At 54.0% G+C, this 15,249-nt stretch carries 15 protein-coding genes; 7 read left to right on the top strand and 8 right to left on the bottom strand.

Annotated elements, in window-relative coordinates; translation table 11 throughout:
• Window positions 1–2 precede the first annotated feature (2 nt).
• On the bottom strand, window positions 3–584 hold the full coding sequence (locus IV433_RS16555) for a DNA-3-methyladenine glycosylase I (protein ID WP_195815126.1): 582 nt from the start codon (window positions 582–584) through the stop codon (window positions 3–5).
• A gap of 180 nt (window positions 585–764) precedes the next feature.
• Here IV433_RS16555 and tus point away from each other — a divergent pair, with 180 nt between their 5' ends.
• Entirely contained in the window at window positions 765–1,700 is a 936-nt protein-coding gene (gene tus / locus IV433_RS16550; RefSeq protein WP_195815127.1) for a DNA replication terminus site-binding protein, read from the top strand.
• A gap of 69 nt (window positions 1,701–1,769) precedes the next feature.
• On the opposite strand, the gene fumC is transcribed toward tus, so the two are convergent.
• Window positions 1,770–3,167, bottom strand: a complete 1,398-nt coding sequence (gene fumC / locus IV433_RS16545; protein WP_165057555.1) for a class II fumarate hydratase — start codon at window positions 3,165–3,167, stop codon at window positions 1,770–1,772.
• Window positions 3,168–3,428: 261 nt separating this feature from the next.
• On the opposite strand from fumC, the gene manA reads away from it, so the two are divergent.
• The 4 genes from manA (at window position 3,429) to fetB (ending at window position 7,876) form a co-directional block, all read left to right on the top strand.
• Window positions 3,429–4,610 (top strand): mannose-6-phosphate isomerase, encoded by a 1,182-nt coding sequence (manA, locus tag IV433_RS16540; RefSeq protein ID WP_195815128.1) that lies wholly within the window; start codon window positions 3,429–3,431, stop codon window positions 4,608–4,610.
• A 144-nt stretch (window positions 4,611–4,754) separates the two neighbouring features.
• Window positions 4,755–6,290, top strand: a complete 1,536-nt coding sequence (locus tag IV433_RS16535) for a YdgA family protein (protein WP_195815129.1) — start codon at window positions 4,755–4,757, stop codon at window positions 6,288–6,290.
• A 154-nt stretch (window positions 6,291–6,444) separates the two neighbouring features.
• On the top strand, window positions 6,445–7,116 hold the full coding sequence (fetA, locus tag IV433_RS16530) for an iron efflux ABC transporter ATP-binding subunit FetA (protein WP_195815130.1): 672 nt from the start codon (window positions 6,445–6,447) through the stop codon (window positions 7,114–7,116).
• Window positions 7,103–7,876, top strand: coding sequence for an iron efflux ABC transporter permease subunit FetB (gene fetB / locus IV433_RS16525; protein ID WP_195815131.1), 774 nt, complete (start codon window positions 7,103–7,105; stop codon window positions 7,874–7,876). Before fetA ends, fetB begins: the two co-directional genes overlap by 14 nt.
• Window positions 7,877–7,927: 51 nt before the next feature.
• Here the strand turns inward: fetB and IV433_RS16520 are convergent, their stop codons facing one another.
• The 5 genes from IV433_RS16520 to IV433_RS16500 form a co-directional block, all read right to left on the bottom strand.
• A complete protein-coding gene (locus IV433_RS16520) occupies window positions 7,928–8,623 on the bottom strand; it encodes a GntR family transcriptional regulator (protein WP_195815132.1) in 696 nt (231 codons plus the stop codon).
• 284 nt (window positions 8,624–8,907) lie between these two features.
• The gene (locus tag IV433_RS16515) at window positions 8,908–9,522 is read right to left on the bottom strand and encodes a dual specificity protein phosphatase family protein (protein WP_229893430.1); all 615 of its coding nucleotides are present in this window, start codon (window positions 9,520–9,522) and stop codon (window positions 8,908–8,910) included.
• Between the two features lie 93 nt (window positions 9,523–9,615).
• Complete coding sequence (locus IV433_RS16510; protein ID WP_195815134.1) at window positions 9,616–11,349, bottom strand: ABC transporter permease; 1,734 nt, start codon at window positions 11,347–11,349, stop codon at window positions 9,616–9,618.
• A 19-nt stretch (window positions 11,350–11,368) separates the two neighbouring features.
• Window positions 11,369–12,370, bottom strand: coding sequence for an ABC transporter substrate-binding protein (locus IV433_RS16505; RefSeq protein WP_195815135.1), 1,002 nt, complete (start codon window positions 12,368–12,370; stop codon window positions 11,369–11,371).
• 54 nt (window positions 12,371–12,424) lie between these two features.
• Window positions 12,425–13,486, bottom strand: a complete 1,062-nt coding sequence (locus IV433_RS16500; protein WP_195815136.1) for an ABC transporter ATP-binding protein — start codon at window positions 13,484–13,486, stop codon at window positions 12,425–12,427.
• A gap of 320 nt (window positions 13,487–13,806) precedes the next feature.
• Between IV433_RS16500 and IV433_RS16495 the strand changes: the two genes are divergently transcribed.
• Together IV433_RS16495 and IV433_RS16490 are read left to right on the top strand one after the other, a co-directional pair.
• Window positions 13,807–14,145, top strand: a complete 339-nt coding sequence (locus IV433_RS16495; protein WP_326838661.1) for a type II toxin-antitoxin system RelE/ParE family toxin — start codon at window positions 13,807–13,809, stop codon at window positions 14,143–14,145.
• Window positions 14,129–14,431: a helix-turn-helix domain-containing protein gene (locus tag IV433_RS16490; RefSeq protein ID WP_195815137.1), complete on the top strand. Its 303-nt coding sequence runs from the start codon at window positions 14,129–14,131 to the stop codon at window positions 14,429–14,431. Before IV433_RS16495 ends, IV433_RS16490 begins: the two co-directional genes overlap by 17 nt.
• A gap of 27 nt (window positions 14,432–14,458) precedes the next feature.
• On the opposite strand, the gene xdhC is transcribed toward IV433_RS16490, so the two are convergent.
• A complete protein-coding gene (gene xdhC / locus IV433_RS16485; RefSeq protein ID WP_195815138.1) occupies window positions 14,459–15,247 on the bottom strand; it encodes a xanthine dehydrogenase accessory protein XdhC in 789 nt (262 codons plus the stop codon).
• Window positions 15,248–15,249 lie beyond the last annotated feature (2 nt).

Raw genomic sequence — 15,249 nt, 5'->3', positions numbered from 1 at the left:
TTTCAGGCATCTTCCGCAACCTGAGCACGTCGAAAACAGTCGGGATGATGTGTATTAATCAGGCCCGTCGCTTCCATCCAGGCATAAACAATCGTCGGGCCGACGAAGGTAAATCCCCTTTTCTTCAGATCCTTCGAAATCCGTTCTGACAGCGCATCTTTCGTGGGAACCGGGCCGGTGTGCTGAATGGCTTTCCCGCCAATTTGCGCCCAAATCCACTCACCAAATTCTTCGCCTGACGCCTGCATGGCCAGATACGCACGGGCGTTTTTAATCACTGCGGTGATCTTGCTGCGTGAACGAATAATGGCGGCGTCATTCACTAATCTTTCGATATCTTCTTCAGTAAATTCAGCCACTTTTTGCGGGTCAAAATGGTAAAATGCCTGCCGCAAAGCATCGCGTTTTTTCAGTACGATCCGCCATGATAAACCCGCCTGGAAACCGTCCAGCATCAGCTTTTCCCATAAGGCACGACTGTCGCGAACCGGTTTTCCCCATTCGCGATCGTGGTAATCGCGCATCATCGGGTCGTTATCGCCCCACGGGCAACGCGGTAAATCATCAGGAAATTCAGAGTTCATGGCAGGCCTTCTGGCGATGTGATAATCAAGCTTACGATAAAGCCGCGCAGGTTTAAACCGTTGGCCTTTTTCCCTGATAAACAGCATTAAAATCCTGGAATTGATAAAAAAACCGAAGGTCAGGTGTGCACGGTTTTGAATTATGTCATAAACTGTATGTTGTAACTAACTGGAGGATTTATGGCAGATTATGATTTAATTGCCCGGATGAACGGTTGTTTTAACGAACTGGAACTGGCTTTGCACGATCTGGGTAATTTCCTGAATCAGCTGGAATTATTGCAGGCCAGAGTGTTTGCCTTGCCGGAGATTGCCAAGGGCGAAGAACATAATCCTGCGGATAAAATTCAGGTCACCCCTTTTACCGGTGAAGCCGCGCAGCAGCTGGCGTTACAGCATTTCCAGCGTCTGTTTATCCATCATAATAACGAGAATGTGAGCAGTAAATCCGCCGTCCGTCTGCCTGGCGTGTTGTGTTATGCGGTGGACGAAGCCGAGCATCAGTCCGCCCTGCTGCTGATTGAAGAAGTGAATAAATTAAAAGCCGAGCTGGAGAATATTGTCACGGTTGAATCAGGTCTCGCCCGCGAACAGCGCTTTGAATTTGTTCATACTCACCTGCGCGGGCTGATTACGCTGAACGCTTACCGCTCGGTCAATTTTCTGAATGATCCGGATTCCGTGCGGTTTGGCTGGGCGAACAAACACATCATCAAAAACGTCACGCGCGATGAAGTGCTGGCTCAGCTGGAAAAAAGCCTGAATGCGGGCCGCGCTGTTTCGCCATACACCCGCGAACAGTGGATGGAAAATATTAACCGTGAAATGAACGACGTAAAGCGCCTGCCTGAGCATGCGGCGCTGAAATTTAAACGTCCGGTGAAAGTCCAGCCGATTGCGCGCGTGTGGTACCGCAACAGTCAGAAGCAGGTGCAACATCCCTGCCCGCTGCCGCTGATTGCGCTGTGTCTGCGCACGCCGGTAATGCAGGTGCCAAAACTCGGCGAATTGCAGGATTACGATGCGTCGTCGGTGAAACATAAATATAAGCCGAAATCACAGCCGCTCAGCCTGCTGATCAAACGTCTTCATTTATATACCGACTATCCGTTATAAAGCGCGGCACATAAAAAAGGTCCGGAAATCCGGACCTCATTTTGCGTTCTCACAGTTAACCGGAAACGATCAGCGTTTCATGCTGCCCACCATGTCTTCCGGACGCACCCACTCATCAAACTGTTCTTCCGTCAGATAACCGAGTTTCAGGGCTGAGCCTTTCAGCGTCAGGCCTTCGTGGTGCGCTTTTTTGGCAATTTCTGCCGCTTTGTCGTAACCGATATGCGTATTCAGCGCGGTCACCAGCATCAGCGATTCGTTGAGCAACTGCGAAATACGGTCACGGTTAGGCTCGATGCCCACTGCGCAATGCTCGTTAAAGCCGCGCAGGCCGTCAGCCAGCAGACGGACGGATTGCAGGAAGTTGTGGATCACCAGCGGACGGAACACGTTTAGTTCGAAGTTACCGGAAGCACCGCCGATATTCACCGCCACATCATTACCCAGCACCTGCGCGCACAGCATGGTCATTGCTTCGCACTGCGTCGGGTTCACTTTACCCGGCATAATGGAACTGCCCGGTTCGTTTTCAGGAATGGAAATCTCGCCGATGCCGCAACGCGGGCCGGATGACAACCAGCGCACATCGTTGGCAATTTTCATCAGCGACGCGGCCAGGCCTTTCAGCGCGCCATGCCCGTGAACCAGCGCATCGCAGGTGGCCAGCGCCTCAAATTTATTCGGTGACGTCACAAACGGTTGACCGGTCAGTTCGGCCAGCGCTTTCGCCACGCGCACGGCATATTCCGGATGCGTATTCAGGCCGGTACCGACCGCAGTGCCGCCCAGCGCCAGTTCGGCGATATGCGGAATGCTGTTTTCGATATGCTTAAGGTTATGTTCCAGCATCGCCACCCAGCCGGAAATCTCCTGGCCCAGCGTCAGCGGCGTGGCATCCTGAAGGTGTGTACGCCCAATTTTGACGATATCGCGAAACGCTTCGGCCTTAGCCTGAAGGGTTTTGTGCAACACGTTCAGTTCAGGGATCAGCTTTTCGCGCAGCTCAGTCACCGCCGCCACATGCATGGCGGTCGGGAAGACATCGTTCGAGCTTTGGCTTTTGTTCACGTCATCGTTCGGATGAACTTTGCGCCCTTCGCCGCGCTCGCCGCCGAGGATTTCACTCGCCCGGTTGGCCAGCACTTCGTTCATATTCATGTTGGTCTGGGTGCCGGAACCGGTCTGCCAGATAGAAAGCGGGAATTCTGTGGTGTGTTTGTCGGCCAGCACTTCGTCTGCCGCCGCAATGATGGCGTTACCGCGTTCAGCGGGTAATAAACCCAGATCGATATTCACACTGGCCGCTGCACGTTTTGTTTGTGCCAGTGCGTGGATCAGGGCCACCGGCATTTTTTCCGAGGAAATACGAAAGTGTTCAAGCGAACGTTGTGTCTGTGCGCCCCAAAGCTTATCTGCCGGAACATCGATAGGCCCCATTGAGTCTTTTTCAATGCGAGTCGCTGCCATTACAGTCTCCTTAGCTTTTTTGCCCGAATGATGAATTCGGTTGATAATTGTGGTTTTTTGCAGGTTTTTGAGTGCCGGATGCGGTCCCACGCATTCACGAAGCTATGCCTCGAGTATAGTGTCATATAAGGCAGACGTATAATTCGAATCGGTTCTGATTCCGAGTTTTCGCCCTAACCGCACTTTTTGAGGCATCTTAGTTGTAAAGCCCGCTTTGTCATTGTTTACTATGCCCAGAACTTTTCTATTCAGGATGAAGCAATGCAAAAAATGCATAACGGTGTACAAAATTACGCCTGGGGCAGTAAAAACGCGCTGACTAAACTCTACGGTATCACCGACCCGCAAGGCCGTCCGATGGCTGAGCTGTGGATGGGTGCTCACCCGAAAAGCAGTTCTCAGGTTGAGAATGCCGAAGGCCAGACCCTTTCCCTGCGTGATCAAATCAGCGCTGACCTTGATGGCCAGCTGGGTAAAAAAGTCGCCAAACGTTTCGGCGAATTGCCTTTCCTGTTTAAAGTCCTGTGTGCCGACCAGCCGCTTTCCATTCAGGTTCACCCGAGCAAAGGTGCTGCCGAAATTGGTTTTGCGAAAGAAAATGCGGCGGGCATTCCTCTGGACGCCGCAGAGCGTAACTATAAAGATCCGAACCATAAACCTGAGCTGGTTTACGCCCTGACGCCTTTCCAGGCGATGAACGGTTTCCGTGAACTGCGTGACATCGTTTCCCTGCTGCAACCCGTTGCCGGTGCGCATCAGCTGATTGCCAGCTTCCTGAATTATCCTGATGTCGATCATCTGCGTGCCCTTTTCGCCGGCCTGCTGAGTCTGAAAGGCGAAGATAAATCCCGTGCGCTGGATGTGCTGAAATCCGTACTCCGTGAGCAACACGGCGAGCCGTGGGACACCGTGCGCAGTATTTCTGAATTCTATCCGGACGATTCCGGCCTCTTCTCTCCGCTGCTGCTCAACGTGATCACCCTGCAACCGGGTGAAGGCATGTTCCTGTATGCCGAAACGCCGCACGCCTACCTGAAAGGCGTGTCTCTGGAAGTGATGGCGAACTCAGACAACGTGCTGCGCGCCGGTCTGACTCCGAAATACATCGATATCCCTGAGCTGCTGGCAAACCTGAAATTCAACGCCAAGCCTGCCGGTGAACTGCTGACCACGCCGGTGCAAAAAGGCGCGGAACTCAACTTCCCTATTCCTGTCGAAGATTTTGCCTTCTCGATTCATGAGATTGCCGCGGAACCACAAACGCTGGAACAGGACAGCGCCGCAATCGTCTTCTGTATTGAAGGCCAGAGTGTGCTGTCAAAACAGGGTGAAACGCTGACGCTGCTGCCGGGTGAATCCTGTTACCTGGCCGCCAGCGAATCGCCGGTGACCGTGAGCGGTAACGGTCGCATTGCGCGGGTCTTCAATACCCTGAGCAAGTAAGGTGAGATGAAACGAAGATGAAACAAATTGGGGCTCCGTGCCCCAATTTGATGATTTTTCTGTTGATTCAGCTACACTCAGGAGACTAATAACGCCGTAAGGCGTTTTTTATTTTCGGGATATTTCATAAGGATAAACAGAGATATGAATAAGTCGATAGTCGCTGTAAGCGTCATTGTAGTCCTTGGCGCGGCCTGGACAGGCGTCTCGTGGTATACGGGTAAACTTATTGAACAACATCTGGATGAACAGGTTGCGGCGGCTAACAGCCAGTTGCAGAGCGCTTATCCAAAAGCAGGTCTGAAAGTCAGCTATCAGGATTACCATCGCGGGTTGTTCAGCAGCAACTTGCGTCTTGTTTTGCAACCTGATGCGGCAGCTGCCGCGGCCGGTACCAGCGTGCTGAAAACCGGTGATGAAATTGCCTTTATCGAAACCATCGATCACGGTCCGTTCCCTGCCGCTCAGCTGAAAAGATTCAATCTGATTCCAAGCATGGCTTCCGTGCATTCAGAGCTGCAAAACACCCCGACGCTGAAAGGTCTGTTTGACGTCACCAAGGGTAAATCGCTGATCACTGCGGACACGCGTCTGTCTTACAGCGGCGCCAGCGCGTCGGCGATTGATATCATTCCGGTGACATACCAGAAAGACGAAAGTCAGCTGCAATTCTCCGGCGGTACAATCAATGTTGATGTTGATAAAGACATGACTGCGATGAAACTGAAAGCCAGCACCGACAGCGTGGCACTTACCTCTAAAAACCAGTGGGGCCAGCTTGAGAAAGTGACGCTGGCCGGTTTCAGCATGGACAGCGATACGCAGCAAGGGAAATTCCAGGTTGGCGTGGGCGATCAAAATCTGATCGTGAAACAAATTCTGGTCAACATTGACGGCAAAGATGCCGGTTCACTGGACAATTTCAAGCTGGTGAGCAAGTTCTCTGAAAGCGGCAATAACATCAACGGTCAGCAGGATTACACCATTGATGCGCTGAAAATACAGGGCGCGGATTTCGGCTCTGCCAAACTGACGCTGAAACTGGATAAACTGGACGGCGCTGCACTGAAAGAGTTTGCCGACAAATACAATAATCAATCCCGTGAACTGCTGATGCGTCAGAGTGAACTGGATCCGGCGGTTTATCAGCAACAGGCTGCCGATTTACTTCTGGCCGGTCTCCCGACGCTGCTTAAAGGCAACCCGAGCATCAGCATTGCGCCGCTGAGCTGGAAAAACAGCAAAGGCGAAAGCACCTTCAACCTGCAACTGGATTTGAAAGATCCGGCCGCAGCGCCAGCACAGACGCAAGATCAGATGTTGTCTCAGCTGGTGAATAAGGTCGATGCCACACTGAACATTCCACTGCCGATGGCGACTCAGGTCACCACGCAGGTTGCGCAGCTTGAAGGCTACAGCGCCGATGACGCCGCGAAACTGGCTCAGCAGCAGGTTCAGGGTCTGGCCGCGATGGGTCAGATGTTCAAACTGACCACCGTGAAAGATGACACCATCACCAGCAGCTTCCATTACGCTGACAATCAGATTGACCTGAATGGTCAGAAAATGACGTTGCAGGAATTCGCCGGTTTGTTCGGTATTCTGGGCGGGCCAGCAGCGCCAGCACCAACACCTGAACAGGAAGCACCTGCTGCTCCTGCACCCGTTCCGGCTCAGTAATATTCTTTACTCCTCCCCCTGCGAAGGGGGAGGTTGGGAGGGGGTTTTACACACGACACCTTCTGGCCTGCGTTAACCCACACCCCATCCCAACCTTCCCCTCGTGAGAGGGGAAGGAGTAAGACCCCCTACCGTTATCAAAGGATTTTCAGGCGTGACCACTCCTACTGACCTCCTCCGGCTGAACGATGTTTCGTTCACCCTCAATAATATTCCGCTCCTTGAGCCCGTTTCATTAACCCTGAATCCCGGTGAATTTACCCTGCTGACCGGTCCTTCCGGCAGCGGAAAAAGCACGCTGCTGAAAATCATCGCATCGCTGCAAAATCCGACCGGTGGCAACCTGTATTTTAAAGGCGAAGACATCAGCCGGATTAAACCTGAAACCTATCGTCAGCGTGTTTCCTATTGCTTCCAGACGCCGTCGCTGTTTGGCGAAACGGTGTACGACAACCTCGCGCTGCCTTACCAGATCCGCAATAAAAAGGTGGATGAAACACAGCTGCGTGCCTGGCTGACCAAAGTGAACCTGGCAGAGGATATGCTGACGAAACGGGTTCAGGAGTTGTCCGGCGGTGAGAAACAGCGCGTCGCCCTGCTGCGTAATTTGCAGTTTATGCCTGATGTGCTGCTGCTCGATGAAATCACCAGTGCGCTGGACGAGGAAAATAAGGTCAATATCAATGACATTATTGCCAGTCTGGTCGCCGAAAAACAGCTGGCCGTGTTGTGGGTCAGCCATGACCTGAACGAAATTCGTCACGCCAGACACGTCATTACCCTGACCCGCCACACGCAAGGAAGTCCGGCTCATGAATCAGCATAATATTACCGACCAGTCACTGGCGCTGGCGTTGATCCTGGTGGTCGTCGCCCTGCTGGTCAGCAAGAAAGAAAAACTCGGGCTGGAAAAAGACATCATCTGGAGCGTGGCGCGCGCCATTGTTCAGCTGGTGGTGGTCGGCTATGTCCTGAAATATATTTTCGATATCAATAACAGCCTGTTAACCGTGCTCATGGTCCTGTTTATCTGCGTCAATGCGGCGCTGAATGCGAAGAAACGCAGTAAGAATATCGATAACGGTTTTGTTATTTCGTTTGTCGCCATTACGGTCGGTACTGCGCTGACGCTAACAATTCTGATCCTCAGCGGATCGATTGAATTCCTGCCAATGCAGGTGATCCCGATTTCAGGGATGATTGCGGGGAATGCGATGGTGGCGGTGGGTTTGTGCTACAGCAACCTCAATCAGCGCTTTATCGACAATCAGCAGAAAATCCTCGAAATGCTGAGCCTAGGCGCGCCGACAAAAATGGCCTCCGGGAAGATTATCCGTGACAGCATTCGTGCAGCGATGATCCCGACAATTGATGCCGCAAAAACCGTGGGGATCGTGAGTTTGCCGGGCATGATGTCCGGCCTGATTTTTGCAGGTATCGACCCGGTGAAAGCGATTAAATATCAGATTATGGTGACGTTTATGCTGCTGGCGACCGCCAGTTTATCGACGATTATTGCCGGCTATCTGGCGTATCAGCGTTTCTACAATGACCGCGCACAGTTGCGGTCACTGAAATCTTCTTAGCTGTCAAAGCGCCTGCCTGCGGATCCGCGGCGGGCGCACTTTTCTTCCGGCCTAGAGATCCGACAGCACCTGACGAAGATTAATTTCTCCCGACGCTTCATCATCCAGATCCAGAACCCTTTCCAGTTCGTTCAGATGTTCCTGCATCGACTGCACGGCCAGCGCATTGTCGCCCCTTTCCAGCGCCTCAATAATCGCCTGATGCTCATCGCACTGGCACGAAGACACGTCGGCGCGCTGATACAACGCCACAATCAGGGAACTGCGCACCATCAGGTTCGAGAGGATTTCACTCAACACGCTGTTGCCCGAGATTTCCCCGAGGATCAGATGAAACTCGCTCAGTTCGCGCACAATCACACGACGGTCTTCGGATTTCGCCGCTTCCCGCTCGCCGTCCAGATGCGTCTGAATGCGCTGACGATGCTGACGGATACAGTCCGGGCTAATCCCTTCCACTATTGCGCGTTCAATCGCACGACGGGCAATAAACACTTCACGGGCTTCTTTCGCCGTGGGCTGTGACACCATCGCCCCGCGGTTAGGTTCAATGGTGACGATGCGCTGCATAGACAGGCGCTGTAGCGCAACCTGCACATGATTACGGTTAGCGCTGAGAGCCTCAACCAGCTGCGACTCTACCAGACGGGTGCCGGGACGCAGACGTTGCTGCGCGATAGCCTTCGATAAAACGTCGACAATGCGCTGAACTTCCAGCTGCTTGGCGGTTGTAATTTGATTACTCATGGAATGCTAAATAGCCTCTTTATGGCAGTTTTCGTGCAAACTATCACCGGCCGTCAACTTTCGTCATTAGCAAATGAAGTCTGACCGTGAATAATGCACAAGTCCGCAACAAAACGGCACGTATTATTCATCATAATTATCATTCCCGCACGCATTCCCTAAATTCTTACATTATCAAAACGAATCCGCATTCCGGCTGGCGAAGTTGCGCAGGCTCCCCGCGATGACAGGGAGTGCGGGTCTGTGAAATGAATCTGTTGCTGGAAGTGATAAAAAGAGGGGAATTAGGGCATGGATCCTGTGTCTGAATGCGCAATTTGTCCGAACATAAAACTCACCGGCAATTCAGCAACCTGATGAATAAGCGTCAGCAACGGTTCGCAGGGATGCGCATTATCCAGCCCGCGCACGGTCCGTAAAAAGGTCAGCGCGGTTTCGGGCGTCGGGAATTTATCCTGCTGGGTGAAATACAGATAAAGCGCCAGCACCGCAACCGAACGGCTGCGCCCGCCACGACAGTGAATCAGCACATTGGCCGCGCGGTGTGGCGGATAACTGCGTTTACCTGGGCTGGCCTGTCCGAGTAAACCGTCCAGCGCCAGCACGCCTGCGAGCAGGTGATTTACCGTATTGCCCGCCCCGTCAATCAGCCCGATTTGAGTTCGCCGCAGCCAGGTGCCATCGGGCAGCGCCAGATCACCGAGCTGGAGATTAACCGCCATATTCAGCGCCGAGGTAATATTGTGCTGGTGTAACAGATAAGCATCCTGCGCCGCCGGGCCATTTCCGAGGTATAACCAGCGGTGGCTTTGTCCGGTAACCGGGACGAGTTTAATGAGTAGCGGCCGGCTGTCTTCTTCTTGTTCAGCTTGTTTACGCGTTTGTAGGGAATCAGTCATTATCATCTTCCTGATATCAGTGAGTTCCGAAACGGTAACACATCCGAAAGCCGCAAACCTTTGCCTGTTTAGCACTTTACCGACTTCCTTAATTCATACCCTCCACGGCAGTACACCTTCCGGCAAACGTCGGGCAAACAGCGACGCCAGTAACATCAGGATCAGCACCACGCCAATCATCAGGCAGCCTGTAGCCGCAGCGAGCGTCGAAGAACCGCCCTCGTCGAGAAACACAATCATCGGACCAAGCGTTTGTGTGCCGGACGTCACCAGCAGAATCGATACCTGAATTTCATTAAGCGCCGTCAGGAATACCAGAATCGTCCCCGCCATTGCCGAAGGCGCCGCCAGCGGCATCAGGATATCGCGCATCCGCCGCAGGAAACCGGCACCAAAAATTTGCGCGGCCTCATCCAGAGAACGTTCTATCTGCGCAAAGCCTGCCATTGTGGGCCGCAGGACCAGCGCCATAAAGTTGGAAAGATAGGCCGCAAGAATAATCCACACCGTGCCATACAGGCTGACGTGGATCAGCGGCAGCGGTTTAAGAAAAAACAGAATGGCCGCAATACCCGTGACAATCCCCGGTAACGCATAAGCCAGCTCCGTGGATAACTGTAAAACGCGCACCAGCCGCGTGCGCTGCCAGCTGAGAAAATAAGCCAGAAACAGCGAGGCAACGGTCAGGATCACCGCCGTGAGCAGCGTCAGCCCCAGACTGGTGAAAAAGGCCTGGCGGATAGCCGGATACCCGAACAGCGCATTGGCATAATTACTCAGCGTCAGGCTGCTGAACGTCAGCGCCTGACCGAATCCCTGCGTCAGTGATGTTGTCAGCAGCGCGGAAAGCGGCAGCAACAGGGTCAGGATCATCCAGAGCCAGACGATAATCTCTACCGGCAAACGCCAGCGGCCGAGCGGCTGATGCAAAGATCGCGGCGTACCGGTCACGCGCACATCCTGACGCCCGCCCAGCCACCGGCTGAGCATCAGACCCGCCAGCGTAATCGCGGCAATCAGTAAAGACAGCACCGCCATGTCCGCCAGCGCCGACGCGCCAAGTGTATTGAGCTGCTGATAAACCAGCGTGATCAGCGTAGGCACGCGCCCCGGAATGCCCAGCATCGCCTGAATACCGAAATTTCCCGCCGCTGTGACAAACGAAAGCGCCGCACCGGCAAAAATCGCCGGACGCACCAGCGGCAAAATTACCGTAAACAGAACCCGCCACGGTTTCGCCCCGCCAGCCCGCGCCGCTTCAACCAGATCGGCGGGCAAACGACGCAGCCCCGCGCGCACCATCAGAAACACCAGCGGCGCATTGTGTAACCCGAGCAAGATAATGATGCCGCTCATCGAATATAACGGCGATGGCGAACCCGGCGGCAGGCTCAGTCCGAAGAATTGCAAGACCGGGCTGGACGGCGAAAGCGCCTGAACCCACGCCAGCGCCGTTACCTGCGGTGGGATCATCAGCGGCAGGATGAACGTGAAAACCCATGCCTGTTTGCCGCGCAGATTCGTTAACGCGATAAGCAGCGCCGCCACGGTGCCAAGCAACATCGCCAGCAACGTGGAAATAACGGCGATCGTCAGCGTATTCACCGTGGCGGTCAGCACCCGTCGGGTGCCCAGCAGATGGCTGAACCGCGAGAGATCCGGGATCCCCTGCGGTGCCACCGCCGCCCACACCAGCCGCGCCAGCGGTGCGACCGACAGAATACCTATCAGCAACGTCAGCCCCCAGAGAACCGCCTTCTCACTGCCCGGCCAGTAACGCCTGCGCGCTGCCACCGTGCGGCGCTGAATTTCACTCATCACGCTCATCTGCCTTTCCCTTCAGCCATCAGCCGCCGAAGATTTCTGTGAATTTCGCACGTACCTGCTTATCGTCAGCCACGGCTTTGTCAGAATCGAGCGTCAGCAGTTTGATGGAATCCACCGGCGCAAACCCTTCCGGTGCAGGAACGGTTGCATCAATCGGACGGTTACCCTGTTTTGCCACCAGTTGCTGCCCCTGTGGCGAGAGCATGAAATTCACAAACGCTTTGGCTGCCGGCACGTTATGCGCCCCGGAGAGGATGGCTACCGGCTCCGTCACAAAGGACGCGCCTTCTTTCGGATACACCAGATCAATCGGGGAGCCTTGTTTCTTCGCACGGATAATATCGGCATCCGTAATCACACCGTATTTCGCCATGCCGCTGGCAACGGCTTTCAGCGCCGGGCCATTTCCACCTTCCGGCGTAATCCCGTTTGCCGCCAGTTTCTGATAAAACGCCCAGCCAATATCCGGCGTGTTAATGGCGGTATGCAGGTGATAAAGCGCAGCCCCGGAATACAACGGGCTTGGCACCGCCACCTGGCCTTTATTCTGTGCGTCGGTCAGTGCCATCCAGCTGTCGACCGGTTTGGCATTTTTCGTGTTGTACGCAATAACCGTGGCGATGATTTTTGTGCCAAACCAGGTTTTATCTTTATCGTAGAAATCCGGGCTGATATTGCTGACCGGGGCATCAGGATACGCCATCAGCTTGCCGTCTTTTTTCAGCGCACCCAGATTGATGGAATCGGCCACCAGCAGCACATCGGCTTTCACATCTCCTGCCATCATTTCCGTCTGCAACACATTCATCAGCTGCGTGGTGCCGTTACGCGTCCATTCCACCTGAACGTCGGGATATGCCGCTTTAAAGGCATCGACTGTCTGTTGTGCGATTTCCGGAGCCTGAGAGGTATAAATCACCAGTTTGCCCGACGCCGTTTCTGCCGCATTGGCAGAGGTGAACAGCACGGCAGCCAGTGACAGCGTGCAAAAACTCAATCTGATGGTAGTAGAAATGTGCATAGCCCTGTCCTTTTGAGAATCAATAGTTTTAAAAATGAGTGAATTGAGAAGGGATCATTGAGGAAGTACCCAGCCGTCTTCGATGATAAAAGTGACATTGTCACCCGACTGAACCTCTTTTTTAGAATGAATGGATAATCTGAGTTCCGGCGCGGCGTGCGGCGTGATGTCAGTCTGGCAGTAGCCGCCGCGATAAATCTGCCGGGAAACCCGTGCCGGAATCCCCGTTTCCCCCGGTTCGGCAAAACGTAAATCCGCCGCGTGAACACACGCCTGCGCCTTTACCACGGAAAGCTGTGAAACCGGCGACCGTAACCTGACGTGGGTGCCGAAAATCGCTACCCGCGCATGGCCGTTACCGTCCGGCCGGACATCCGTTACCGGAATGACGCGCCCGTCATCGATAAACGTGGCGACCATTTCATTGGCCGGTTCCCGGTACAAAATCTGTGGCGTGGCAAACTGCATCACACGCCCTTCGTTCATCACCACCACGCGATCCGCCAGCGACATCGCCTCCTGCTGGTCATGAGTGATATACAAAAGCGTCGCGCCGGTGTGCTGATGAAAGCGGCTGAACTCTTCTTCCATTGCCGCCCGCAGGTGCACATCCAGGTTTGCCAGCGGTTCATCGAGCAGCACTACGCCCGGGCGCGTGACCAGGCAACGTGCCAGCGCAACCCGCTGCCGCTGACCTCCCGATAAATCCGCTGGCCGCCGTGTTGCATATTCGCGTAACCCGACCAGCGCCAGCGCCTCTTGTGTGCGGACGCGCCGTTCATTGCGCTCCATTCCCACGACTTTCAGGCTGTACGCCACGTTCTCTTCCACCGACATATGCGGCCACAACGCGTAATTCTGAAACACAATCCCCAGCTCACGTTTCTCCGGCTGCACATGCACATCAGGCGATGAAAACAGACGATCGCCTACGGTGATCGTGCCGCTGTTGACCGGCTCAAACCCGGCCACGGTCCGCAGGAGCGTCGTTTTTCCGCAACCCGACGGGCCCAGCACGGCCACAAACTCCCCCGGCAGGATGTGCAGGGAGACATCGTTTAGCACCGGTTGTGTGGCGAAGGATTTACTCAGGTGGGAAATCTGGATGGCAGACATGCGTCGGTGTTTTCCTCAAAGCGGCGATGGCCTGTTCAATGAGAAAACAAATTACTGCGGTTTTGTGACTGTTTTATGAACGGGTTGAGAAGGTTTGGTTTGTCTTATGTTTCAGTGATTTATTTTTTGCGAGACATCGCGGAGGAAAAGATCGCCCTTCTGAATTCCCTGCAAATACCCGACAGGATGCGCGGGTGCGATGGCACAACGCGTCGGGCGCGGGAAAGAATGTGAACCCCGTTCCCGATTAAAAATAATCATAAATGATTACTTCCACTTTGCACAAAACGTAATCATAATCCACCGCAAGGAACGCCATTGTGTACGACGTGAAGGTATTACCCGCTGCCATGAAGGAGCTTCGCAAGTTGCCTCCCACGCTGAGTGCCAGCATTGCTGATGCTTTGAAGGAGCTGGAGATCTACGGTGCCGCGTTACAGGATCCGCAGGTCCGGTATGTCGGAAATGGAATACGGGAAGTCCGGGTAATCAGTCTGGAGGGCCTGGGCAGAGCGTTTTATTTTTTTATGCAGGGTCGCCGCATTTATGTCGTGCATATCCTGCATAAGAAAACGGCTAAAACGCCGCTTCAGGATTTAGAACTGGCATTACAACGTATGAAAAATATTAAAAAGGATGAATATGAAAGATTACGATGAAAACAAACTCATTCCCCTCAGCGCAGTTATGGAGGAGATGATGCAGGATCCTGAATTCGCCGCAGCGTATGAGGCAATTCAGATGCACAAAAAAATGGTCGCCGAACTCAAGGCAGCGCGGCTGGCGGAATCCCTGACGCAGGAGGATATCGCACGGCGCACCGGCATGAAAAAACAAAATATCAGCCGGTTTGAAAACGGTGCCGCATCCCCGACGCTTAATACCGTCAGTCGTTACGCGGTCGCGCTTGGCGGCACTTTTGAATTCAAAAAACTGCACAGCTAGCCTTTAGCGGGTACGGGCAAAAGTCTGTCAGTTAACCGACTGATTTTGCGCCCCGTACGCCGCGATAAATTCCCCCGCTATCGCCACTGCGATTTCAGCGGGGAGTTTACCCCGCACATCCGGCAGACCGACCGGGCAACGCATTCTCATCAGTTGCTCGCCGGAAATCCCCTTGCCGGATAAACGATAATCAAAGCGTTTGCGCTTCGTCTCAGAACCAATCAGCCCGAAGTAGCGGAAATCACCGCGTTTCAGAATCTTTTCGCTGAGGGCAAAATCCAGCTGATGATCGTGGGTCAAAACCATGAAATAACTGCCCGCAGGCATTTGCGCCACGGTGCCTTCCGGCTCGTCATCCACCACACACGTAATCTGCGGGTCAACGTGAACAGGAAACTCACTGGCACGCGCATCCACCCAGGTTATCCGGCACGGTAATGTACTGAGTATGTTCACCAGCGCGCGGCCGACGTGTCCGGCGCCATACACCACCACATGCGGCTGAGGTTGCCCGAGGGGTTCCAGCAGAACGGACGCCATACCGCCGCAGCATTGACCGAGCCGTGCGCCTAACGAGAAACGCTCTAACCGGCTGGTTTTCGCGCCCTGTTGCAGCATTTCGCGGGCAATGGCAGTGACCTGAAACTCCAGATTTCCGCCGCCCAGGGTATAAAACTGGTCACCGGCGGTGATCAGCATTTTACTGCCCGCGTCACGCGGCGTTGAACCTTGCTGATCGACCAGCGTCGCCACCACGCAAGGCTCTCCGCGCTGCCGGAGGTCATTTAAACGGGTTACCCAGTCATCGGTACGCATAA

The sequence above is a fragment of the Rahnella laticis genome (assembly GCF_015644585.1).
Lineage (GTDB): Bacteria > Pseudomonadota > Gammaproteobacteria > Enterobacterales > Enterobacteriaceae > Rahnella > Rahnella laticis.
This window is presented reverse-complemented; position numbering and strand designations above follow the sequence as displayed.

Bases quoted from the DNA above. Each gene is read 5' to 3' on its own strand.
- IV433_RS16555 (WP_195815126.1), bottom strand. From the start codon at position 584: ATGAACTCTGAATTTCCTGATGATTTACCGCGTTGCCCGTGGGGCGAT.
- IV433_RS16490 (WP_195815137.1), top strand. From the start codon at position 14,129: ATGAAAGATTACGATGAAAACAAACTCATTCCCCTCAGCGCAGTTATG.
- IV433_RS16535 (WP_195815129.1), top strand. From the start codon at position 4,755: ATGAATAAGTCGATAGTCGCTGTAAGCGTCATTGTAGTCCTTGGCGCG.
- IV433_RS16500 (WP_195815136.1), bottom strand. From the start codon at position 13,486: ATGTCTGCCATCCAGATTTCCCACCTGAGTAAATCCTTCGCCACACAA.
- xdhC (WP_195815138.1), bottom strand. From the start codon at position 15,247: ATGCGTACCGATGACTGGGTAACCCGTTTAAATGACCTCCGGCAGCGC.
- IV433_RS16505 (WP_195815135.1), bottom strand. From the start codon at position 12,370: ATGCACATTTCTACTACCATCAGATTGAGTTTTTGCACGCTGTCACTG.
- tus (WP_195815127.1), top strand. From the start codon at position 765: ATGGCAGATTATGATTTAATTGCCCGGATGAACGGTTGTTTTAACGAA.
- IV433_RS16520 (WP_195815132.1), bottom strand. From the start codon at position 8,623: ATGAGTAATCAAATTACAACCGCCAAGCAGCTGGAAGTTCAGCGCATT.
- fetB (WP_195815131.1), top strand. From the start codon at position 7,103: ATGAATCAGCATAATATTACCGACCAGTCACTGGCGCTGGCGTTGATC.
- manA (WP_195815128.1), top strand. From the start codon at position 3,429: ATGCAAAAAATGCATAACGGTGTACAAAATTACGCCTGGGGCAGTAAA.
- IV433_RS16510 (WP_195815134.1), bottom strand. From the start codon at position 11,349: ATGAGCGTGATGAGTGAAATTCAGCGCCGCACGGTGGCAGCGCGCAGG.
- fumC (WP_165057555.1), bottom strand. From the start codon at position 3,167: ATGGCAGCGACTCGCATTGAAAAAGACTCAATGGGGCCTATCGATGTT.
- IV433_RS16515 (WP_229893430.1), bottom strand. From the start codon at position 9,522: ATGACTGATTCCCTACAAACGCGTAAACAAGCTGAACAAGAAGAAGAC.